Source organism: Nonomuraea sp. NPDC049421, assembly GCF_040677005.1.
In the GTDB taxonomy this organism is placed as follows: Bacteria; Actinomycetota; Actinomycetes; order Streptosporangiales; family Streptosporangiaceae; genus Nonomuraea; species Nonomuraea salmonea.
This window is the reverse complement of the sequence record NZ_JBFAQA010000028.1, coordinates 139,910-159,748: the sequence shown is the minus strand read 5'-3', so window position 1 is coordinate 159,748 and position 19,839 is coordinate 139,910. Positions and strand designations below refer to the sequence as shown.

General features: G+C 69.8%; 22 protein-coding genes. 9 read left to right on the top strand and 13 right to left on the bottom strand.

What is annotated here, in order from left to right:
- Window positions 1-213 (bottom strand): hypothetical protein (locus AB0K18_RS37665; protein ID WP_364924564.1); only part of this gene is annotated, 213 nt, incomplete at its 3' end.
- A gap of 151 nt (window positions 214-364) precedes the next feature.
- Between AB0K18_RS37665 and AB0K18_RS37660 the strand changes: the two genes are divergently transcribed.
- Entirely contained in the window at window positions 365-670 is a 306-nt protein-coding gene (locus AB0K18_RS37660; RefSeq protein WP_364924562.1) for a hypothetical protein, read from the top strand.
- A 4-nt stretch (window positions 671-674) separates the two neighbouring features.
- On the opposite strand, the gene AB0K18_RS37655 is transcribed toward AB0K18_RS37660, so the two are convergent.
- The 5 genes from AB0K18_RS37655 to AB0K18_RS37635 all read right to left on the bottom strand — a co-directional run bounded on the left by AB0K18_RS37655 (window position 675) and on the right by AB0K18_RS37635 (window position 5,530).
- Window positions 675-1,547 (bottom strand): class I SAM-dependent methyltransferase, encoded by an 873-nt coding sequence (locus AB0K18_RS37655; RefSeq protein ID WP_364924559.1) that lies wholly within the window; start codon window positions 1,545-1,547, stop codon window positions 675-677.
- A gap of 70 nt (window positions 1,548-1,617) precedes the next feature.
- Window positions 1,618-2,388 carry a DUF899 family protein gene (locus AB0K18_RS37650; protein ID WP_364924556.1) on the bottom strand — a complete coding sequence of 257 codons (771 nt, stop codon included), beginning with the start codon at window positions 2,386-2,388 and terminating at the stop codon, window positions 1,618-1,620.
- A 94-nt stretch (window positions 2,389-2,482) separates the two neighbouring features.
- On the bottom strand, window positions 2,483-2,965 hold the full coding sequence (locus AB0K18_RS37645) for a CoA-binding protein (RefSeq protein ID WP_364924554.1): 483 nt from the start codon (window positions 2,963-2,965) through the stop codon (window positions 2,483-2,485).
- Complete coding sequence (locus tag AB0K18_RS37640; protein ID WP_364924551.1) at window positions 2,962-4,299, bottom strand: O-acetylhomoserine aminocarboxypropyltransferase/cysteine synthase family protein; 1,338 nt, start codon at window positions 4,297-4,299, stop codon at window positions 2,962-2,964. The genes AB0K18_RS37645 and AB0K18_RS37640 overlap by 4 nt, the downstream gene beginning before the upstream one ends.
- A gap of 19 nt (window positions 4,300-4,318) precedes the next feature.
- Window positions 4,319-5,530, bottom strand: a complete 1,212-nt coding sequence (locus AB0K18_RS37635; RefSeq protein ID WP_364924548.1) for a homoserine O-acetyltransferase — start codon at window positions 5,528-5,530, stop codon at window positions 4,319-4,321.
- 76 nt (window positions 5,531-5,606) lie between these two features.
- Here AB0K18_RS37635 and AB0K18_RS37630 point away from each other — a divergent pair, with 76 nt between their 5' ends.
- From AB0K18_RS37630 to AB0K18_RS37620, 3 genes are all read left to right on the top strand, one after another.
- Entirely contained in the window at window positions 5,607-6,155 is a 549-nt protein-coding gene (locus AB0K18_RS37630; RefSeq protein ID WP_364924545.1) for an OsmC family protein, read from the top strand.
- Window positions 6,152-7,408, top strand: coding sequence for an NAD(P)-binding domain-containing protein (locus tag AB0K18_RS37625; RefSeq protein ID WP_364924579.1), 1,257 nt, complete (start codon window positions 6,152-6,154; stop codon window positions 7,406-7,408). The genes AB0K18_RS37630 and AB0K18_RS37625 overlap by 4 nt, the downstream gene beginning before the upstream one ends.
- An 84-nt stretch (window positions 7,409-7,492) precedes the next feature.
- Complete coding sequence (locus tag AB0K18_RS37620) at window positions 7,493-7,801, top strand: YbaB/EbfC family nucleoid-associated protein (protein ID WP_364567492.1); 309 nt, start codon at window positions 7,493-7,495, stop codon at window positions 7,799-7,801.
- 4 nt (window positions 7,802-7,805) lie between these two features.
- Here the strand turns inward: AB0K18_RS37620 and AB0K18_RS37615 are convergent, their stop codons facing one another.
- From AB0K18_RS37615 to AB0K18_RS37595, 5 genes are all read right to left on the bottom strand, one after another.
- Complete coding sequence (locus AB0K18_RS37615) at window positions 7,806-8,756, bottom strand: hypothetical protein (protein ID WP_364924542.1); 951 nt, start codon at window positions 8,754-8,756, stop codon at window positions 7,806-7,808.
- A gap of 10 nt (window positions 8,757-8,766) precedes the next feature.
- Window positions 8,767-9,168 (bottom strand): hypothetical protein, encoded by a 402-nt coding sequence (locus tag AB0K18_RS37610; protein ID WP_364924539.1) that lies wholly within the window; start codon window positions 9,166-9,168, stop codon window positions 8,767-8,769.
- A 183-nt stretch (window positions 9,169-9,351) separates the two neighbouring features.
- Entirely contained in the window at window positions 9,352-10,365 is a 1,014-nt protein-coding gene (locus AB0K18_RS37605; protein ID WP_364924537.1) for an NADPH:quinone reductase, read from the bottom strand.
- A gap of 36 nt (window positions 10,366-10,401) precedes the next feature.
- The gene (locus tag AB0K18_RS37600) at window positions 10,402-10,548 is read right to left on the bottom strand and encodes a BBE domain-containing protein (RefSeq protein WP_364924577.1); all 147 of its coding nucleotides are present in this window, start codon (window positions 10,546-10,548) and stop codon (window positions 10,402-10,404) included.
- Window positions 10,549-10,662: 114 nt separating this feature from the next.
- Window positions 10,663-10,896 (bottom strand): hypothetical protein, encoded by a 234-nt coding sequence (locus tag AB0K18_RS37595; RefSeq protein ID WP_364924535.1) that lies wholly within the window; start codon window positions 10,894-10,896, stop codon window positions 10,663-10,665.
- Between the two features lie 330 nt (window positions 10,897-11,226).
- On the opposite strand from AB0K18_RS37595, the gene AB0K18_RS37590 reads away from it, so the two are divergent.
- From AB0K18_RS37590 to AB0K18_RS37580, 3 genes are all read left to right on the top strand, one after another.
- Window positions 11,227-11,595, top strand: coding sequence for a helix-turn-helix domain-containing protein (locus AB0K18_RS37590; protein WP_364924533.1), 369 nt, complete (start codon window positions 11,227-11,229; stop codon window positions 11,593-11,595).
- A gap of 355 nt (window positions 11,596-11,950) precedes the next feature.
- On the top strand, window positions 11,951-12,874 hold the full coding sequence (locus AB0K18_RS37585; protein ID WP_364924530.1) for a hypothetical protein: 924 nt from the start codon (window positions 11,951-11,953) through the stop codon (window positions 12,872-12,874).
- A 9-nt stretch (window positions 12,875-12,883) separates the two neighbouring features.
- On the top strand, window positions 12,884-14,047 hold the full coding sequence (locus tag AB0K18_RS37580; RefSeq protein WP_364924527.1) for a TIR domain-containing protein: 1,164 nt from the start codon (window positions 12,884-12,886) through the stop codon (window positions 14,045-14,047).
- A gap of 92 nt (window positions 14,048-14,139) precedes the next feature.
- Here AB0K18_RS37580 and AB0K18_RS37575 read toward each other — a convergent pair whose 3' ends face one another.
- Entirely contained in the window at window positions 14,140-15,090 is a 951-nt protein-coding gene (locus tag AB0K18_RS37575) for a teichoic acid biosynthesis protein C (protein WP_364924524.1), read from the bottom strand.
- 211 nt (window positions 15,091-15,301) lie between these two features.
- Here AB0K18_RS37575 and AB0K18_RS37570 point away from each other — a divergent pair, with 211 nt between their 5' ends.
- Window positions 15,302-16,807 carry an alkaline phosphatase D family protein gene (locus tag AB0K18_RS37570; protein WP_364924521.1) on the top strand — a complete coding sequence of 502 codons (1,506 nt, stop codon included), beginning with the start codon at window positions 15,302-15,304 and terminating at the stop codon, window positions 16,805-16,807.
- Here the strand turns inward: AB0K18_RS37570 and AB0K18_RS37565 are convergent.
- Entirely contained in the window at window positions 16,797-17,819 is a 1,023-nt protein-coding gene (locus AB0K18_RS37565) for a zinc-dependent alcohol dehydrogenase family protein (RefSeq protein ID WP_364924518.1), read from the bottom strand. The two genes, AB0K18_RS37570 and AB0K18_RS37565, sit on opposite strands and share 11 nt — an antisense overlap.
- A 181-nt stretch (window positions 17,820-18,000) precedes the next feature.
- Here AB0K18_RS37565 and AB0K18_RS37560 point away from each other — a divergent pair, with 181 nt between their 5' ends.
- On the top strand, window positions 18,001-19,833 hold the full coding sequence (locus tag AB0K18_RS37560; protein ID WP_364924515.1) for a serine hydrolase domain-containing protein: 1,833 nt from the start codon (window positions 18,001-18,003) through the stop codon (window positions 19,831-19,833).
- The last annotated feature ends 6 nt before the right edge of the window (window positions 19,834-19,839 follow it).

The window sequence follows — 19,839 nt, the reverse complement described above, 5'->3', positions numbered from 1 at the left end:
CTTGGCCGGCCCCTGCCACAGCTCCTCGCGCAGCATCCGCATGACGGCGCCGGCGTCCTCGGACTTCATCTCCTCCAGCGCGTCGGCCAGCTCGTTCAGCGCTTTCGCTTCGCTGATCAAGGTGTGCACGTCGGCCTCGGGGACCGCCCCACCCGCCAGCGGCCTGGCCAGCGGCTTGACGATGTCGGGCACCAGGTTCAGATCGAGCGGCATCCGCTACGTCTCCGTCCGCGGGAAGCTGACATCGGCACGCGTTTCCAGGGGGCCCTCCTCCGATCACTTGAAGATCTTCTATCACTCCCGCAGCACCAAACACCACAGAAACCCTTATAACGGGCGTTAGTCCTCGCTACGCTTCCAGGCTGTGAACCTTGACGGAGTCGTTTACAGCAAGGCCCAGCTACGCCGGATCGCCACCGGGACGGGCGCCTTGGCCGGCGTCACGTCCAGGACGACCACCCGGTACACGACGGTGAAGAACGCCGTCCACGTCGCGCTGACCGACGACGAGTACGGCCGCTCCTACTGGGAGGCACGGGGCCCGCAACTCGAGAACATCGGCATCGGCCTCGGTCTCCTGGCCGATGCCCTCGGCAAGCAGGAGAGCGGGCTGGCGGTCGCGCTGCGCAACTACCGCGCCGGCGACGACGCCTCCACCCTGCCCACCTGACGGCCTACCGCTGGAAGTGCCAGAACAGCATGGACGGCGTTCCGGCGATCGCGGCGTGCGCCGCCTCGGGGGCCAGGTCGCAGAGCGCCCACGGCCACACGTCCCACGGCTCCAGCACGTCGGTACGCTCGCGCGGCTCGCCCGCCGGATGCCGGGGTTCTTCGCAGCGCCGTACGCGCAGCCCGGCCGCGAGCGCGGCCCGTACGTAGTCACCGACCGGGTGATGGTAGGTGGCCACCCGCGCGGGACGGCCGCCGGGCAGCCGTACGGGCGGCACCACGCCCCGCGCCACCCCGTCGGGATGGATGTCGGCGAGCACCACGTGACCGCCGGGCCGCAGCACCCGCGCGAACTCGGCCAGCACCGGATCCAGCGCCGGCACGTGCGTGAGCGCCAGCGAGCACACCACCAGGTCCACGGACGCGTCGGGCAGCGGCGAGGCGGCCAGCTCACCGTGCAGGAACTCCGCGTCGGGCACCCGCTCGCGCGCCCGCGCCAGCATGTCGGGTGAGCCGTCGACCCCGCGCACCCGATGCCCGCGCGCGGCGAGAAGCGCGGCGATCCGGCCGGTGCCGCAGGCGGCGTCGAGCGCGTCGCCCGCCGGCAGCCCGCCGACGACCTCCTCGATGAACGGCTCGTCCAGGTCGAACGCGCTGTTGGGCCCGTCGTAGGTGGACGCCCAGATGCGGTAACCCGTCGCGACGTCCACCCGCTCGACCTCGACGGCGGCCCCCGCGAGCCTGTCGTCGTCGAGGAACGCCCGGATCTCGGCCAGCCGCGCCTCGACGAACGCGCGGTCGTGCCCGCCCGTGTAGGCCCGCATGAGGGCGATGCCCTCCAGACCCAGCACGTACGCCAGCGGATGCTCGTAGATCATCACCGCCACGCTAACGACCTGCGTCCGCGGGCGCACCTGATTATCCGGCGGGGGCCTGCGCACCCCCGCGTCAGTGGAAGGTGCCGTGGCGGCCGAGGGTGGTGACCGGGGTGGCGCCGGGGCGGGTCCACTGGGCCGTGGGGCGGCTGGTCTCGCCCCAGGTCGAGTTCCCCTCGTCGTCCGTACGCCAGTACCAGCACGCGTGCCGCCCCTCCGGCCAGCCCTCGGGCTTGTCCTCCCAGGTCTCGCCGCGCCCGTACGGCGTCATGTCGAGCAGCGCCAGGGACGGGTTGGCGGGCTCGCAGCCCCGGCCCGTCGTCGAGTAGGTGAGGAAGGTGCGCTCGCCGTCGCGCAGGTAGCTGGTGAGGTAGCCCGTCGGCCCGCCGGCCGGCCCCTCCACGCCGCGGATGGAGTACCACGGCTGGGGGTAGCCCATGAACGCGACGTACTCGGCCACCTCGTCCCACGCCCCGGGGGTCACGACGGCGAACGAGACGCCGCGCGCGTTGAGGTAGGCGGAGTCCTTCAGGTGCCAGGCCGTGGTGGTGCAGCCCTCGCACTGCCCCTGGGGCGGCGCGCCGTCGTACCACATGTGCTTGTAGACGACGAGCTCGTCGCGCCCCTCGAACAGCTCCAGGAACGGCACGGGGCCGCCCGGCCCGGTGACCTTGACCGAACCGTCGAACTCGACCATCGGCAGCCGGCGGCGGGCGGCGGCGATGGCGTCGCCCTCGCGGGTGTGAGCCTTCTCGCGGACCAGCAGCTCGTCGCGGGCGGCCTGCCAGGTGGCGAGGTCGACGACGGGCGGGCGGCCGGGCTGCGCGGAAGCGCTGGATGTCACGGTGTCCTCCGGTGGTGTTCGGGGTGTCGTCGTACGACTCTGTACGACGCTCACCCGAACAGACCGGCGACCCGCCGGAAACTCATCGCACCCGTTACTGCAGCCCCGAACGGACCGAGGTGATGCGCTGGGTGTTGAAGCCGAGCCAGTGCATCCGCCCGACGTAACGGGCGTGCTCGACCTTGAGGCAGCGGTCCATGATCACCGGCAGGCCGGCGTCCTCGGCGATCCGCGCGCCCTCCTCGTTGATCACCCCGAACTGGCACCACAGCGCCCCCGCCCCGATCTGCACGGCCTCGCGGGCGATGCCGGGCAGCGCGTCGGGCGCGCGGAAGACGTTGACGAGGTCGATCGGCACCGGCACGTCGGACAGGCTCGGGTAGCTGGTCTCGCCGAGTATCTCCTTCTCGCGCGGGTTGACCGGGACGACCTGGTAGCCGTGGCGCTTGAGGTAGTAGCCGACGAAGTTGCTGGCCCGCAGCTCGTTGCCGGACAGGCCGACGATCGCGATGCTCCTGGTGGCGTGGAGGACCCGCTGGATCGTCAGCGGGTCCTGGTAGCGGGCGAGGTCGGTCATGCCGTCTCCTCCTTGGTGCCGATCGTCGCGGCGACGCGGGCGAAGCCCTGCTCGAGATCCCAGATGAGGTCGGTGACCGACTCGGTGCCGACCGAGAGCCGCACTGAGCCTGGCCCGACGCCCGCGGCGCTCAGCTCGTCGTCGCTGAGCTGGCGGTGGGTGGTGCTGGCGGGGTGGATGACCAGGCTCTTGGCGTCGCCGACGTTGGCCAGGTGGGACCAGAGCGACAGGCCGTTGATGAGGCCCTGCCCGCCGGCCCGGCCGCCCGCGCACTCGAAGGAGAACACCGCGCCCGCCCCACGCGGCAGGTATTTGTCCACCAGGGGGCGGTATTTGCTGCCCGGCAGGCCGGGGTGGCTGACGTTGGAGGCCAGCTCGTGGCCGTCGAGGAACTCGGCGACCTTGCGCGCGTTCTCGACGTGGCGCTCCATCCGCAGCGACAGCGTCTCCAGGCCCTGCAGGAACAGGAACGCGTTGAACGGCGACATCGCCGCGCCCAGGTCGCGCAGCGTCTCTGCGCGCAGCTTCATCAGGTAGCCGTACATGCCGAACGTCTCGTGGAAGCGCAGCCCGTGGTAGGCGGGCGACGGGTCGGCCACCACCGGGAAGCGCCCGTTGGACCAGTCGAACGTGCCGGCCTCGACGACGACCCCGCCGATGCTGGTGCCGTGGCCGCCGATGAACTTGGTCGCCGAGTGGATCACGATGTCGGCGCCCCACTCGATGGGCCGGCACAGGTACGGCGTGGCGAACGTGTTGTCCACGATCAGCGGCAGCTCGTGCTCGTGCGCGATGGCCGCCACGGGCTCGATGTCGAGCACGTTGCCCGAGGGGTTGCCGATCGTCTCGGCGAAGAACGCCTTGGTGTTGGGCTGCACCGCCTTGCGCCAGGCGTCGGGGTCGTCGGGATCGACCCAGGTCAGCTCGACGTTCATCTTGCGCAGCAGGTGCTTGAGCTGGTTGACGGTGCCGCCGTAGAGCGCCGACGACGACACGACGTGGTCGCCCGGCTCCAGCAGCGTGAACAGCGCGGCGGCCTGGGCGGCGATGCCGCTGGCGAACGCCACGGCGCCGCTGCCGCCCTCCAGGTTGGCCACCCGCTCCTCGAACACGGCGACCGTGGGATTCATGATCCGGGAGTAGGTGTTGCCGTATTCCTGGAGGTTGAAGTACGCCGCCGCGGACTCGGGGTCCTCGAAGACGTAGCTGGTGGTCTGGAATATCGGTACGGCACGCGCCCCCGTGTTGGGGTCGGGCCGCTGCCCGGCATGCAGTTGCCGGGTCTCGAACCCGAAGGCGCGGGCCTGCTCTTGACGGGGGTGTTGCTCGGTCACCAGTGCCTCTTCTTCGACGTCACCCGGCCCCGCCTCGGGCAAGGAACCGGCGGATGATGGGCGTCTGCCGCGCTTCTTCCAGCAGGAAGCAGTCGTGGCCGTACGGCGCGTCGATCACCTCGAACTCTACCGGCTTGCCCAGAGAGCGCAGCGCCCGGTCGATGTCCTGCGAGGCCGCCGGCGGGTAGAGCCAGTCGGAGCTGAACGCGATCAGCAGCGTCCGCGCCCGCACGCCCTCGAGCGCCCGCTCCAGCGATCCGCCGCCGTGCTGCCTGGCGAGGTCGAAGTAGGTCAGCGCGCGCGAGATGTAGAGGTAGGTGTTGGCGTCGAAGCGCTTGACGAACGAGTCGGCCTGGTGGCGCAGGTAGCTCTCCACCTCGAACTCGGGCTCGGTGATCGTGTAGCGCAGGTCGTCGGCGAACTGCAGCCGCCGGGCGAACTTCTCCTCCAGCGCCGGCCCCGACAGGTAGGTGATGTGGCCGACCATCCGGCCGATGCCCATGCCGGCGTCGGGGGCGCGGCCCGTACCGTAGTAGTGGCCGCCCTGCCAGGCCGGGTCGCGCATGATCGCTTCGCGGGCGATGGCGTTCCATGCGACGCCCTGCGGGTGCAGCGCGTGGGTGCTGGCGATGGCCACGACGGCGTCGACCTGGTCGGGGTGGCTGATCGCCCATTCCAGTGCCTGCATGCCGCCGAGCGAGCCGCCGGCCACGGCCGCGAGCCGCTCGATGCCCAGGGCGTCGAGGAAGGCGCGCTGGGTGCGTACCATGTCGGCGACCGTGATGACCGGGAAGTCCGCGCCGTAGGGGCGGCCGGTGGCGGGGTCGGTCGAGGACGGGCCCGTGGTGCCGCGGCAGCCGCCGAGCAGGTTGGTGGAGATCACGAAGTAGCGGTCGGTGTCGAACGCCTTGCCCGGGCCGATCATGCCGTCCCACCAGCCGAGCCCCTTGGCGCTCGACCCGTCGCGCTCCTCGGCGCCGAAGCCGTCGCGGGTGCCCGACTCGGGCGGCGCCTTGGCCACGCCGGCCGCGTGGGCGTCGCCGCTCAGCGCGTGGCAGACCAGGATGACGTTGTCGCGCTCGGGGGAGAGGGTGCCGTAGGTCTCGTACGCCACCCGCACCGGGTGCAGCTCCCTGCCGCAGTCGAGCCGTACGGGGTCCGGAAGGTCGAGGTGGAACGTTTCGACGACGCCCACGGAGCCGGCCTCGGACGTTCTTGCTGGCTGCGACATGGGGCTTATGGTAGCCGCCACTGCCGGTATATGGTCAAATACCTACCGGAATACCCGGAAGCGAAGGGCGAGAGGTATGACCACGGTCACCAACGGTGTCAACGTACAGGCACTGCTCGAAGCGCGTGAGGCGCTCAAGGGCGCGCCCGAGGCCGCCCAGTTCGTCTGGCGGGCCTCTTCCAAGTGGCAGAACGGCGTGCACAGCACGACGACGGTCAAGGAGTTCTTCGGCCTCGGCGAGGAGCGCAGCCACCGCAAGGAGGCGGTCTTCGACGCCGACCACCCCGAGGTCTTCGCGGCCGAGGACAACGGCATCACCCCGATCGAATACCTGCTGGTCGGCCTGGCGAGCTGCCTGACCGCCGGGGTGGCCTCCGTCGCCCAGAACCGCGGCATCCAGCTCCGCTCGGTCGAGGCCAAGCTGGAGGGCGTCCACGACATCCGCGGCATCCTCGGCGCCGACAGCGACGTGCGCAACGGCTTCAACGACATCAAGGTGACGTTCGAGATCGACGCCGACGCCTCGCGTGAGGACATCGAGGCCCTGGTCGCCCAGTCGCAGAAGCGCTCGGCCGTCTTCGACGCCCTCACCAACCCGACGAACGTCACCGTCGACGTCGCCTGAGGGAGCGAAGCATCATCGAACGGGTCACGACGGTCGTCATCGGCGCGGGGCACGCCGGCCTCGCCGCCTCGCACTTCCTGCGCGCGCGCTCGATCGACCACCTGGTGGTCGAGCGCGGCGAGGTGGCCAACTCCTGGCGGCGCGAACGATGGGACTCCTTCCGGCTGCTCACCCCCAACTGGCAGAGCCGCCTGCCGGGCCTGGCCTACGACGGGCCCGACCCCGACGGCTACATGACCACGAAGGAAGTGACGCAGTTCATCGAGCGGTTCGCCGCGCTCGCGGGGGCGCCCGTGCGTACCGGGACGACCGTCACGTCCGTACGGCCGTCCGGTGACGGCTACCACGTCACCACGGACCGCGGCGAGATCGCCTGCCGCACGGTGGTGATCGCCAGCGGCGCCTGCAACCTGCCGTCGGTGCCGTCCTTCGGCGCGGCGGTGCCGCCGCAGGTGAAGCAGCTCACGCCGTACGACTACCGCGAACCGGGCCGGCTGCCCGACGGCGGCGTGCTCGTCGTCGGCGCCTCGGCGACCGGCGTGCAACTGGCCGCCGAGCTGCGCGCCTCGGGCCGTCCTGTCACGCTCTCGGTGGGCGAGCACGTCCGGCTGCCCCGCACCTACCGCGGGCGCGACGTGCTCTGGTGGATGGACGCCTCCGGCGTGTGGGACCAGCGCCACGACGAGCTGGACGACCTGACCAGGGCGAGGCGGCTGCCGTCGCCCCAGCTCGTGGGCACGCCGGAGCGGGCCACGCTCGACCTCAACGCGCTGACGGCGACGGGGGTCGAGCTGGTGGGCCGCTGGGCCGCCCTGCGCGACGGGAAGGCGCTGTTCTCCGGCGGGCTGCGCAACGTGTTCTCGCTGGCCGACCTGAAGATGAACCGGTTGCTCGACACGTTCGACGCATGGGCGCGCGAGAGCGGCCGCGACGGTGAGGCGGGGCCGCCCGAGCGGTTCGAGCCGACCCGGGTGCCCGCCTCCGCGCGCTGGCAGCTCGACCTGAACTCCGGCGAGATCGCCACGATCATCTGGGCGACCGGGTTCCGTCCCGACTACGGCTGGCTGGACGTGCCCGTGCTCGACGAGAAGGGTTTCCTGCGCCACGACGGCGGCGTGGTGGAGGCGCCGGGGCTGTACGCGCTGAGCCTGCCGGTGCTGCGGCGGCGCAGGTCGACGTTCATCAACGGCATCGAGGAGGACGCGCGGGAGGTGGTCGCGCACCTCGCCGGCCACCTGGCGGAACGGGCGTGACCGAGGGGATGTCCGTTCTCACACCCGCCGATGCCCGATATTTACCCATTGCCACCTATATGGGTATTCCGTAGATAATGCGGGATGGCAGAACGCGATCTACGGACCGGCGACCCCCAACTCGACCGGGTCATGGCGGAGTTCAAGGCGAACTCGCGCGAACTCTCCGACGTCATGGGCCTCGTCGGCGACGTCGCCGGTGAGGCGGCGAGCCCCGACGGCAAGGTCAGGGTGCGCGTCACCGCGTCGGGCCAGCTGACCGGCCTGCAGATCGACCCCCGTGCGATGCGGCTGGGCTCGCAGGAGCTGGCCGAGGCCATCCTGGAGGCCTCGCGGCGGGCGACGGAGGACGCGGCCCGGCGTGTCATGGAGGTCACCCGCCCCTACCTGTGAGGCGTCAGACGCGGGGGATGAGGCTGCGGGTGCCGTGCACGATGAACTTCTGGTACATCTCCTCCTCGGTCAGCCCGTGCTCGGTGCCCGGCAGCGGGTTGTCGCCGTGCTGGACGTCCATGGTCATCGAGTACGCCGTCGAGGCCGTCATCCTGGGCAGGAAGTTGCCGGTGTTCAGCGTCACCCCGTTGGGCAGCTCGACGTTCTGGGCGACCGCGCGCAGGCCCGGCACCTTGGTCATCAGCGCGGCGCCGCCGTCGACCACGCTGTCGAAGATCATGTTGGCGTAGAAGTGCTCGCTGAACGTCGTGAGGTTGTGCTCCAGCGACTGCACGTCGTTGCCCGACATGTCGGTCTTGATGCCGCCCAGCTTGTTGATGGCCAGCGGCAGCACCACCTGCCCGGTGGCGTAGGTGGCGCTGTCGAGCACCCAGTACAGCCACGTCGGGATCAGCATGGCGATGAACCAGTGCGCGGTCTGCTTGAACAGCAGCGCCTGCCGCTTCATGATCGCCTGGAAGATCTTCCAGGTCAGCACCTGATAGCCGATCGTGAACATCATGTCCACGGTCAGGATGTAGCACAGCACCTTGATGGCGTGGTTGACCTTCTCGATCACGTCGGCGTAGGCGCGGCAGGCGACGGCGGCCTTGCGGTGCCTGAGCGACACCTCCAGGACGACGGGACCGTACTCCTCGGTCCAGAACTTCTTGAACTGCGACACCGCGGGGCCGGCGCTGGTGGTCCACACGGCGGTGGCGGCCGCGTTCGCGGTCCTGAAGTGCTCGTCGATGGTGTCGGCGACGTCGTCGAGTACGTCGGCCGCCTTCCTGATCGTGGCGGGGTCGCCTTCGAGGTAGGAGACGCCGAACAGGAACTCGGGCGCCAGGATGCCCGCCGCACCGGCGCCGGCCATCCCGCCCGCGGCGACCTTGGTCGCGAGTCCGATGGGCACGCGCGGCTCCTCAGTCGCGCTCTACGGGAGTGGACGGCACGGCGAGCGGTCGGTCCTCGCGCTCCGCGAACTCCTTGAGCGCCTTGAGGTGCTCGTTCTTGACCATCATGCTGGCCCACTCGGCGTCCTTGACGTTCGAGCTCATCGCCACCACGGCATCCCCGATGGCCTTGTACGACTCCGTCAGGTCGCGCAGCGCCGTGCCCAGGTGGTCGCAGGCGGCGTCGAAGCCGGGGTGACCGTCCTGGCCGCGGCGGAAGATGCGGGCCGCCTCGTCGCTGTCGGGGTTGCCGAAGTAGGGGACCAGCGGCCCGAGCGTCTGCCAGGTCCTGTTCACGGCCTCGCCGAACTCGCCACCGCCGTCGTGGATCGCCCGGCCGCTCTTGCGCATGCTCGAATGATCGATGTCCACGTGGTCTCCTCCCCGTACAACGCCTGAGCGGCCAGTCTCCGCACTCTTCGTTTCGGTCAGATGACCATTTGATTGCCGTTCGTGCAGTTTGATGACTAAAAGGGCCTTGTGGTGCCTGGTCAGAGAGTCGGCCGCGCTGCGTTCGCGGACGCTGGGTCACTCGCGTCCGCGAACGCCCGGGCGTCAGGCGGTGGGGTCGACGATGACCTTGCCCACCGCGTGGTTCTGGACCGCGTTCTGGGCGGCGGCGGTTTCTGGCAGCGGGTAGCGGTGGATCGGGAGGCCATGTGCCTCGCCCACTCCCAGCGCGCCGTCCCGGAGCGCCGCCGTGACGTCGTCGGCTGCGGCGGCCATGCGGTCCGCGCCGGTGAAGAGGATGAGGAACTGGTAGCGGACGTCCAGCTGGAGGTTTCTCAGGATGTCCAGCTCCACCGTGGAGCGGTCGTCGGCGTAGACGGCGATCGTGCCGCCGTTCTTGAGTACCGCCAGGTCGAGGTCGGAGTTCGCGTTCACGGCGACCTCGACGACGATGTCCACGCCGTCCGGGGCCGCCGTACGGATGCCGGGCGCCGGGTCGGTTTCCCGGTAGTCGAAGACGTGGTGCGCGCCCGCCGCGGTGGCCAGCGCCGCCTTCTCCGGGCTGCTGACCGTGGCGAGCACGGTGGCCCCGGCCCAGCGGGCGAGCTGGATCGTGGCGTTGCCGACCGCGCCCGCGCCGCCGTTCACCAGCACGGTGTGGCCGTCCAGCGCCTTGGGGGCGAGGCGGCGCGGGCCGTTCTCGGCGGCGATCAGCGCTCGGTGCGCGGTGAGCGCGGGCACCCCGAGCGCGGCGCCCAGCTCGTACGAGGCGCCGTCCGGCAGCGGCCGCACCAGGGACGCGGGCAGGACGGTGTACTCCTGGGCGGTCCCGCCGTTCTCGATCAGCCCGGCCGCGAACACCCACACCCGGTCCCCGGCCGCGAACTCCTCGACCCCGGGACCGACCGCGTCGATCACGCCGCCGCCGTCGTGGTGCGGGGTCACCTCGGGGTACAGCATCCCCCAGGTGAGGGCGGTGCGGGCCCGCCAGTCGGTCGGGTTGACGCCGGAGGCGTGCACGCGGACGCGGACCTCGCCGGGGCCCGGCTCCGGTATGTCACGCTCGATGAGCTTCAGGACGGAGACGTCCCCCTGCTCGCGGTAGGCGATGGCTCTCATCTTCTTGTCTCCTCGGTCAGGTGGTCGCGGGCCCCGTCATGAGCCCGCCGGTTCGATGGCAGAGTTGTCGTGGAACAGACAGGTGGGGTCCCATCGGCGCTTGAGCTCGCGCAGCCGCCGCAGGTGGGCGGGCGGGAAGGCGCGTTTCCGATGCCGAGCCGCGTACCGGACGGCCTGCTGCACTTCGGCGGCCGTGCGCGGCCGCAGCACCAGCCCCGGCTGAGCGCCGCGAAAGTACCCGGACGTGCTCCCGATCCCAGGCACCAGCGCCCGAGCCGCCAGCCCCCGGGCACGGGATCACCCCCGAGCACCGGCCCCTGCCAGCGACGCCCGGCCAGGTGCCCGCCGCCTCGACCCGCCCACCACCTGACGCGACACCCGCCGGCTGCCCGGCCTCCTGCCCCGGGCGCTGGTCCCCTCGCCACCCTTGTTCCTGGGCTCGGCGACGCGCTCGCGGATCTCCTGTGCGGTGCCGTGGGCGAAGCGGCGTAACTCTTCCGGGTCGTCGGTGGCCACGATGAAGACGCTCACTCCGTCCTCGACGGGCGAGCCGCGCGAGGTCTTCGGCCTTGTCGCCGGAGGTGATGCGATGGAAGGCGCCATCCACGTGCAGCGGTGACGGTTCGTCGCCGGCCCAGACGCCGCGGATGACGTCCACCGCCTCGCCGAGCGCACGCACCGACTCGGCGACGTGCTGCGGCCGGGCGGCGTCGGGTGTGACGAAGCTGCCGAAGCGCAGCTCGTGACCATGGTCGGGCATGGATCAAGGCTTGCCGACACCTGCGGGAGTGCACAAACGGGGGGTAACCAACTTACGAGAAGTAACTACAAGAAGTCAGGGAAGCGACTTACGATGGGTAAGTGACCATTTCCAGGACGGCTCCGATTCCCCAGTGGGACCACACCAACGAGGCCGAGTGCCGCCGCGCCGGCCGCGCCATCGAGGTCGTCGGGCAGCGCTGGGCGCCCGGCGTCCTGCTCGCGCTCGACCGGGGGGCCGAACGGTTCAGCGAGATCGCCGCGCTGGTGGAGGGCATCTCCGCCCGCATGCTCACCGTCCGGCTGAAGCAGTTGGAGGCCGCCAGGCTGGTCGTGCGCACCGTCATCCCCACGACCCCGGTCTCGGTGCGCTACAGCCTCTCACCGCGCGGCGCCGACCTCCTCGCCGCCCTCCGCCCGATGGCGGACTACGTCCAGCGCTGGAACGACGACACCGACCCTCAAGATTGACCCGTACTTCGAGCACATCGGCAGCCCGGTGCCCATCCATAGTCGGACGCCGAGCAGCCTGGTAGTCCCGGTGAGGGTGGGATTCTCGCGATGGTGTCGACCAGGAAATGCTGGGATGATCGTCGTCGTTTCTCGGCTCAAATTGTCATTTGATCAGCACTATTCGCTGATATGAGCTAAGTGGAAACATTGCACGGCATCCGAGCGATGTCCACATGTGAGCACTGGATCTGACGACTGGGCACTCGGGTCGGAGGCGAGTGCGCCCGCAAGTGTCTCGCCGCGCGACGACATCGCCCGTCAATGGGCACTTCGGTACGCCGCCTCTATCATGCACTTCGTTCGTCGGAAGACCGTGGAGATCGATTACGTGGAGTCTGCGTCCGTCTGGCTCGGCAAACAATCGGTCACCTATCATGGTCATCTCGGGAAGCCGCCGCTCGAGATCGATGCCGCTGCCCAGGCCAGATTTGAATCATTAGCGCAAGACCAACCCCCGCCCGGCGGTGACGAAGGGCTCGGGTCGATTCTGATCATGGGTGAGGAAGCGACGCCGGCAGTGGGCTGGAACCCACATGTCCCCGGCAGAGTCTCCATATTCCGGGCGGATCCAATAGATGGAACCAGCAGTCTGGCTCACTGTGGCGATGGTTTCGCCAGCGTTGTAACGGTTGATTCCACTGCTCAGGGGAACCGACCGTGGCGCCATCTGGCGGGGGCCATCGTGCGAAGTGATGGCTTGACGATCTCATGGTCGAGAAGTGCGGTATGGGCGCACCATGTCGTTCTGGACATGAAGCCCTTGACGGCTAGGGATGTGCCGAAAATATTGCATTATGGCATCGTGCCGCCGTTTGTGACGCGCGATGTGGATGAGATGATACGAGCCGATGTGTCCGCCTCCGGGGCGACGGTGGCCGCGCAGAGCGCGAAACGACGTGAGGCGTTACAGGAGAAGTTTCCGAGGCTGCAGTTGGTGAGCAACCATCTCGATTACAGAGCTGGCACCACCGCCGCCTGGCAGCTATGTAAGGGTATGCTCGGCTTCATCGTCGAACTCAACACGACTACGATCCACGACTCTGCTCACCTCTATCCATTCTACTTCCTCGGCGGGCAGATTGTCACTCATGACCTCGAACCGGTGCGTATTCTCGAGGTGATGCAGGACAATGCGGGGCCGGAGTCGTTGGAAAGAGTGATCCCTCCCTACATCGCGTACAGTAATCCACGTTCGCTTGATCTGATCAGAAGATCAATGGGACCCGGGAAAAGATAGGGTCTCGTCGTGGACAACGCATCCGACTTGGACTCGATACGAGCACCCGCCGCAAGCAAGATATTCTGCAGTTATCGGCGTGCGGATAATGACACAATCTTCAGAGATACGGTTGACCATCTCGTGGCCGACATGAAGTCGCTGCACGAGGCGGAGACCGGGCGAACTCTGGAGATCTTCTTCGATCGCGAGGAGCTGGGCTGGGGTGACGATTTTCGAGAGGTCATAGACCGCGCGGTCCAGGAGGCCACGTTCTTCATGCCGATCGTGACGGCTCGTTACTTCGACAGCGAATGGTGTCGCCACGAATTTCTCACCTTCTATCGTAAGGCGCGCATCCTCGGAGTGACGGAACTCATTCTGCCGATCGTCCTCGCGGGCGCTTCCTTCGTGCGTACCGACAGCTCGGACAAAGTCGCATCAACCATTGCCGCGATTCAGCATGCTGACTGGAGCAATTTGTGGCAGGAGGGGCGCGGGTCAGCCGCATGGCGAAGCGCAGTCACCGAACTGGTACGGCGGATCGTCGATCTCAGGGCCCTCGTCGAGACGCAGTTGAATCGACAGGTTCTCAACCAGACCCGCCTTGAAAATCTCACCGAAGGCGAGGATTTCCCCACCGACCCGGTGAGGCGACGTCAGCCGTCGGAAGTCGTACAGGCGCTTGGCTCGAAGGGGTCTTCCGTGCTGAACGGGGTAGAGCGCGTGATGAGGGATGTCATTACGTTCTTTGCTGCATTGGACGAGGCGGTTCGCGCCCTCGACGGCCCTGGAGGAAGAGGAAACAGCGGCCTGAGCGACGGCTTCGTCGTCGATGCCCACTCTATCGAGCTGGCGGCGCGAGACATGCTCACGGACGCATTGGACTTCGACGCGGCCCTGCAAACGCAACTACGCCTCACCTGCTCCCCGGCGAGCCGAATGTCGTTGGGCAGAGTGGTCGTGGATGTTCGTGATCGGGCGGCTGGGCTCGAAGATTTGAGCAATGGCTTACTGTACGCTCCCGCGCTTATTCGCAAGCTCGACTCGACTCTCCGGATGCGACCCATCGCGTCTCTTGCACAGGCCATCATGAAGACCATTCGCGACCTCATCAAGCTTCTGTACGAGTGGATCGCGCTGGACGTACGTTCGCTCGAGCCCGCAGACCGCGAGGGGCGAATCACAGGTTGAGATGGGCAGGCGGTACGAGCCATAGCCGGTCGCCATCCAGATGCCGAGGCAGCGGAAGGGCCGGGCGGCGGTCCGCCCGGCCCCTCAGCGGGTCAGATCAGTTCGCTCTTGTAGAAGATGCTGGCCACCCGGGCCCCTGACTCGCCCGATGCCAGCCCCAGGCACAGCCGGGGACGGCCGGCGGCGATCTGGATGCCCATGCCCTCGGGCTCGCGGAAGTCGAGTGACCGGCCCGCCTCCGTGCGGGCCCGCTGGACCTGCTCGCCGGTGCGCAGGTCGAAGCAGGTGACGTGGGCGTTGCCCGGCGGCGGGTTGCTGTCGCTGTAGGCGGTGCCGTCCAGCATGTACGCGAAGTTCCCGTAGACCGCGTACCCCTGGAAGGTGCCGAGCCCGCCCGGCTGGGCGACGTGGAAGATCGGCTCGTACCGGCCCGCCTTGAACTGCCCCAGCGGGTAGACGGCGTAGCGGAAGGTGCCGTTGTCGTTGTAGCGCATGACGATGCGGTTGGTGGAGGGGTCGATCGTGCAGGTGACGTTGCGGACCCCGGCGATCGGCTCGTGCTTGGTGAGCTCCGGCGACGAAGGGGTCAGCGTCCGCCCGTCGACGAACTTGAACCGGGCCAGCTTGGTGCCGCGCGAGCTGGTGCCGTCGGGGATGCCGTCGGTCTCCGTCCACAGGTACGCCGACGTGCCGGACGGCTCCACCCCGCACTGCACGCCGTGCCCGAACCCCATGAGGTACATGTGCCCGAGGATCGTGCCGGACAGGCTGAGCTTGGTCAGGCAGAGGTCGCCGGCCGCGTTGGAGCCGGAGCCGTTCTTCACCTGCAGCGTGTAGATGTGGCCGTTGCGGTTGTCGAAGGCGAAGGACTGCAGGACGGTCTCGTCGTACAGGGCCTTCTTCCAGATGAGGGAGGTCGAGGGGGCGGTGAGCTGGAAGCGGCCTTCCGCGGCGAGCGCCGGCTGGGAGGCCAGCGCGGCGGCAGCGGCCGTACCTGCGCCGATGGTGAAGAGGCTCCTACGGGAAACGTTTACAGGGGGCATGCGTAACGATCACCTTCCTGAACTGGAAGCCGAGCGGACAGGCGCGCCGTCAGGTTAACACCGGGGTGTCAGGGGGGCGAGGGGTTGGAGTTACTTCCGTAACATTCGTGACATATAAGGCGAAAGAGGTCGGGGCGGAGTGCCCAGATCTCGGATGGCTGGCGTGTCATCGTCCGCATCGGCGGTGGCCGCGGCAATCATGCTTGCTGTGTTGAGCAGGAGGTCCTTCCTGGCGGCGGGGTTCACGACCGGCCTGCCGTCCCTGGTGCCGTCGGCCGATTTCGGCGAGCCGTTCACGCTGGGCGTCGCCAGCGGCGACCCCGACCCGGGCGGGTTCGTGCTGTGGACGCGGCTCGCGCCGGACCCGATGGCCGAGGACGGGTTCGGCGGGATGCCGCAGGAGCCGGTGCCGGTCCAGTGGCAGGTCCTCGCCGACCCGGCGGGCAAGACCGTCGTCCGCAGCGGCACCGAACTGGCCGTCCGCGACTGGGCGCACAGCGTGCACGTCACGGTGGCCGGGCTGCGGCCCGGCCGGCCGTACTGGTACCGCTTCAAGGCCGGCCCGTACGTCTCGCCGACCGGCCGCACGCTCACCGCCCCCGCCCTCGGCGCGATCGGCCGCCCGCTGCGCATGGCGGTCTGCTCCTGCGCCAACTACCAGCACGGCTACTTCACCGCGTACGCCGCCATCGCCGCCGAACAGCCCGACCTCGTGCTCAACCTCGGCGACTACATCTACGAGCAGGGCAGCGATCACCTGCTCGGCCCCGGCGTCAAGGTCCGCGACCACGGCGGCCCCGAGGCCGTCACGCTGGCCGACTACCGGCGCCGGCACGCCCTCTACAAGACCGACCCCGACCTGCGCGCCGCCCACGCCGCCGCGCCCTGGGTGGCCGTCATGGACGACCACGAGGTGGTCAACAACTGGACCAACCTGATCCCCGCCGAGCGCCGCCAGGCGGCCTTCCGCGCGTACTACGAGCACCTGCCGCTACGCCCCGCCGCCCGCCCCGGCGGCACCGCCATCCAGCTCTACCGGCGGCTGCGGTGGGGCGGCCTGGCCAGCCTGCACGTGCTCGACACCCGCCAGTACCGCGACCCGCACCTGTGCGGCGCCGGCTTCAATGACTGCCCGGCGCCGGACGGGCCCAGCCGCACGATGCTGGGCCTGGACCAGGAGCAGTGGCTGCTCGACGGCTTCCACCGCTCGCGCGCCCGCTGGGACCTCGTCGGCCAGCAGGTCTTCTTCGGCCAGCGCGACCGCGACCCCGGCCCGGGAAGGCTCGTACGCCAGGACGCCTGGGACGGCTACACCGCCGCCCGGATGCGCGTCAGCGAAGGCTGGGTGGAGGCAGGCGCGCGCAACGTCGCCGTGCTGACCGGCGACGTGCACGCGCACTGGGCGGGCGACCTCGTCCTCGACTACGACGACCCGGCGGCCCGCCCGATCGGCGCCGAGTTCGCCGTCACCTCGATCACCACCGGTGGCGACGGCACCGACGTCGACCCGGTCACCGATCCGCTGCCGGCCGTCAACCCGCACCTGAAGCTGCACCTGCGCCACCGCGGCTACCTGATGCTGGAGGTCACGCCGAGCGCGCTGACCGCCGCCTTCAAGATCGTGCGGTATGTCAGCCGCCCCGGCGCGACCGCCGAGACCGCGGCCACCGTCCGCCTGCACGACCGGGTCCCCGGCCTGGGCGCGGCTACGGCGTGAGGAGCACCTTGACGGCGCGGCGCTCGTCCATCGCCCGGTAACCCTCGGCGGCCTGCTCCAGCGGCAGGGTCAGGTCGAAGACCTGGCCGGGGTCGATGACGCGGCGCCAGATGAGGTCGATGAGCTCGGGCAGGTACTCGCGTACGGGGGCGGGGCCGCCGTGCAGGTGGACGAGGGAGAAGAACAGCTCGTCGCCCGGCAGCGCCACGTCGTGGGCGTACCCGACGAACCCGATGTGGCCGCCGGGCCTGGTGGAGCGGATGGCCTGCGTCATCGAGCTCTGCGTGCCGACCGCCTCGATGACGCTGTGGGCGCCGAGCCCGTTCGTCAGCTCCATGATCCGCGCCACGCCCTCGTCGCCGCGCTCGGTCACGATGTCGGTGGCGCCGAACCGGCGGGCCAGCTCCTGGCGGGGCGCGTGGCGGCTCATCGCGATGATCCGTCCGGCGCCGAAGTGCCGGGCGGCCAGCACCCCGCACAGGCCGACCGCGCCGTCACCGACGACCACCACGGTCTTGCCCGGCCCCGCCGCCGCGGCGACGGCGCCGAACCAGCCGGTGCCCAGCACGTCGGAGGCGGCCAGCAGGCTCGGGATCAGCTCGGGCTCGGGCATGCCGGGGGTGGCGACGAGCGTGCCGTCGGCGAGCGGGATGCGGGCGTACTGCGCCTGGGTGCCGATCGAGCCCATCAGGACGCGGTTGACGCAGCCGCTCTGGTAGCCGGCCCGGCAGATCTCGCACGTGTTGTCGGAGGCCCAGAACGAGCCGACCACGAACTGGCCGGGCCGGACCGAGGTGACCTCGGGGCCGACCTCCTCGACGACGCCGACGTACTCGTGGCCCATGGGAGCCGGGCCGCCGTTCTCCTCCAGGCCCCGGTAGGGCCACAGGTCGGAGCCGCAGATGCAGGCTGCGGTCAGGCGGATGATCGCGTCGGTGGGCGCGACGATCTCCGGGTCGCCGCGCTCCTCGACGCGGACGTCGCCGGGACCGTGCAGCACTGCTCCGCGCATCGTGGCTCTCCTCCGGACGTTCTCCCGTACGCCTTCCTTGTTTCCGCACGCGGCCGTCCGGTTGCCGTGCAAGGCGAAGTTTGGCCTGTTCGAGGGGCTTCGCCGACCTACGCGGGACAAATTCCGAGAGCTGGCGCCCCGCCCAATAGGATCATCGTCCGCCCCGAATGGAGTCATTGTGATGGATCGTCGTCATTTTCTGGCCCTGGCCGGCGCCGCCGCCGGTGCGGGCGTCGCCGCGCCCGCGTACGCCGCCGGCTACCCCTCTTACGACAGCGGCGTGCCCGCGGAGGCGCACGGCAAGCTCGGCGAGCTGGCCCCGTACGGCATCACGGCGCTGGCCTTCACGCCGTCCGGCGGCTGGGTGATCGTCACGCAGGACGGCCGCTACTTCGCCCGCGGCATCCCCGACGCCTGCTTCACCGAGCTGGGCGCGCTCGTCAAGGCCGGCCGGCGCATCCACTGCGTGGCCTTCCCGCCCGAGGGCGGCGACCGCTGGGTGATCACCACCGACAAAGGGATGTCGGCGCGCGGCCTGCCCGAGGAGTGCCGGCAGCGCATCGCCGCCTACTACGACGCCCGGCAGCAGGTCGTGTCCGTGGCGTTCCCGCCGGCCGGCGGCAACCGCTGGGTCGTGGCCGCCACGAACGGCTTCTACGCGCGGGGCGTGGACGACGAGTGCTACCAGATGATGCGCAACCTGACACAGGGCGGGCGCCGCGTCACGCACGTCGCCTTCCCCAAGGCCAAGGGCTGGGTGGTCGTGGCGCAGGACGAGTATTTCGCGCGCACCATCCCCGACGCCTGCTACACCCGCATGAACACCCTGCACGGCGGCGGCTGGCAGGTGCACGCCCTGGCCTTCGCCCCGTCGGGCGGCTGGGCGCTCGCGACGCGCGGCAAGGTGCCGTCCCTGCCCGCCGACCGGGTCAGGCAGGTCGAGAACGCGGTCGCGGGCGGCACGATCTGGCAGCGGATGAGCGCGTACAAGACGCCCGGCGTCTCCGTCGCGGTGGTCACCGGCAACAAGATCACCTGGTCCACCGGCTACGGCTGGCTGGAGGCCGGCAGCGGCGCGGCGGCCCACCCCGAGACGGCCTTCCAGGCCGCCTCCATCAGCAAGGCGGTCGCGTCCGTCGGCGTGCTGCGCCTGCTGCAGACCGAGAAGATCGCTCTGAACGCGGACGTCCGCCCCCTCCTCAACTGGACCCTGTCGCGCCGATCCTGCCTCACCTCGACCGCCGTGCCGACCATCGACCGGCTGCTCACCCACCGCGCCGGCGTCATCGGCCGCGGCTCCACCTCGCCCGCGGACGTCTGCTCCGGCTTCGACGCCGGGGGCGGCGGCTTCGCCGGCTACGGCCCGGGCGCCACCGTGCCGACGCTGCCGCAGGTCATGAACGGCGCGGGCAACTCGCCGAAGATCGAGCTGACCACCGCGCCCGGCGCCGAGTACCACTACTCCGGCGGCGGGTTCGTCCTGCTGCAGCGCATGGTGGAGGAGCAGAGCGGCATGCCGTTCGACCAGTACATGACCGAGCAGGTCCTCGCCCCGCTCGGCATGAAGACCAGCTCGTACGCCATGTCCCCCGGCTTCGAGCTGGCCGCGGGGCACACGACCACCGGCGCCGTCATCGCCGGCAAGCGCAACCGCTACCCCGAGTCGGCCGCCGCCGGCCTCTACACCACGGTCCTCGACCTGAGCCGCCTCATCTCCTACCTCAACCGGGCCTGGAAGGCGTCCGGCGACATCGCGGGCCCGCTGACCAGGGCCTCGGTGCGGACGCTGCTCAGCCAGGGTCCGCAGCCCGGCATGGGCCGCGGCCTGTTCATCGCGAACGCCGGCACCGACCGCTTCTCCTACACCCATGACGGCTCCAACTACGGCTTCAGGTCGCTGTTCCAGGGCTACCCGGAGCTGGGCGCCGGCTACGCGGTGCTCGCCAACGGCAGCGACACGGCCCTGGTGACCGAGATCGGCGCCGCCATCAGGAAGGTGTACGGCTGGTCGTGACCGTAC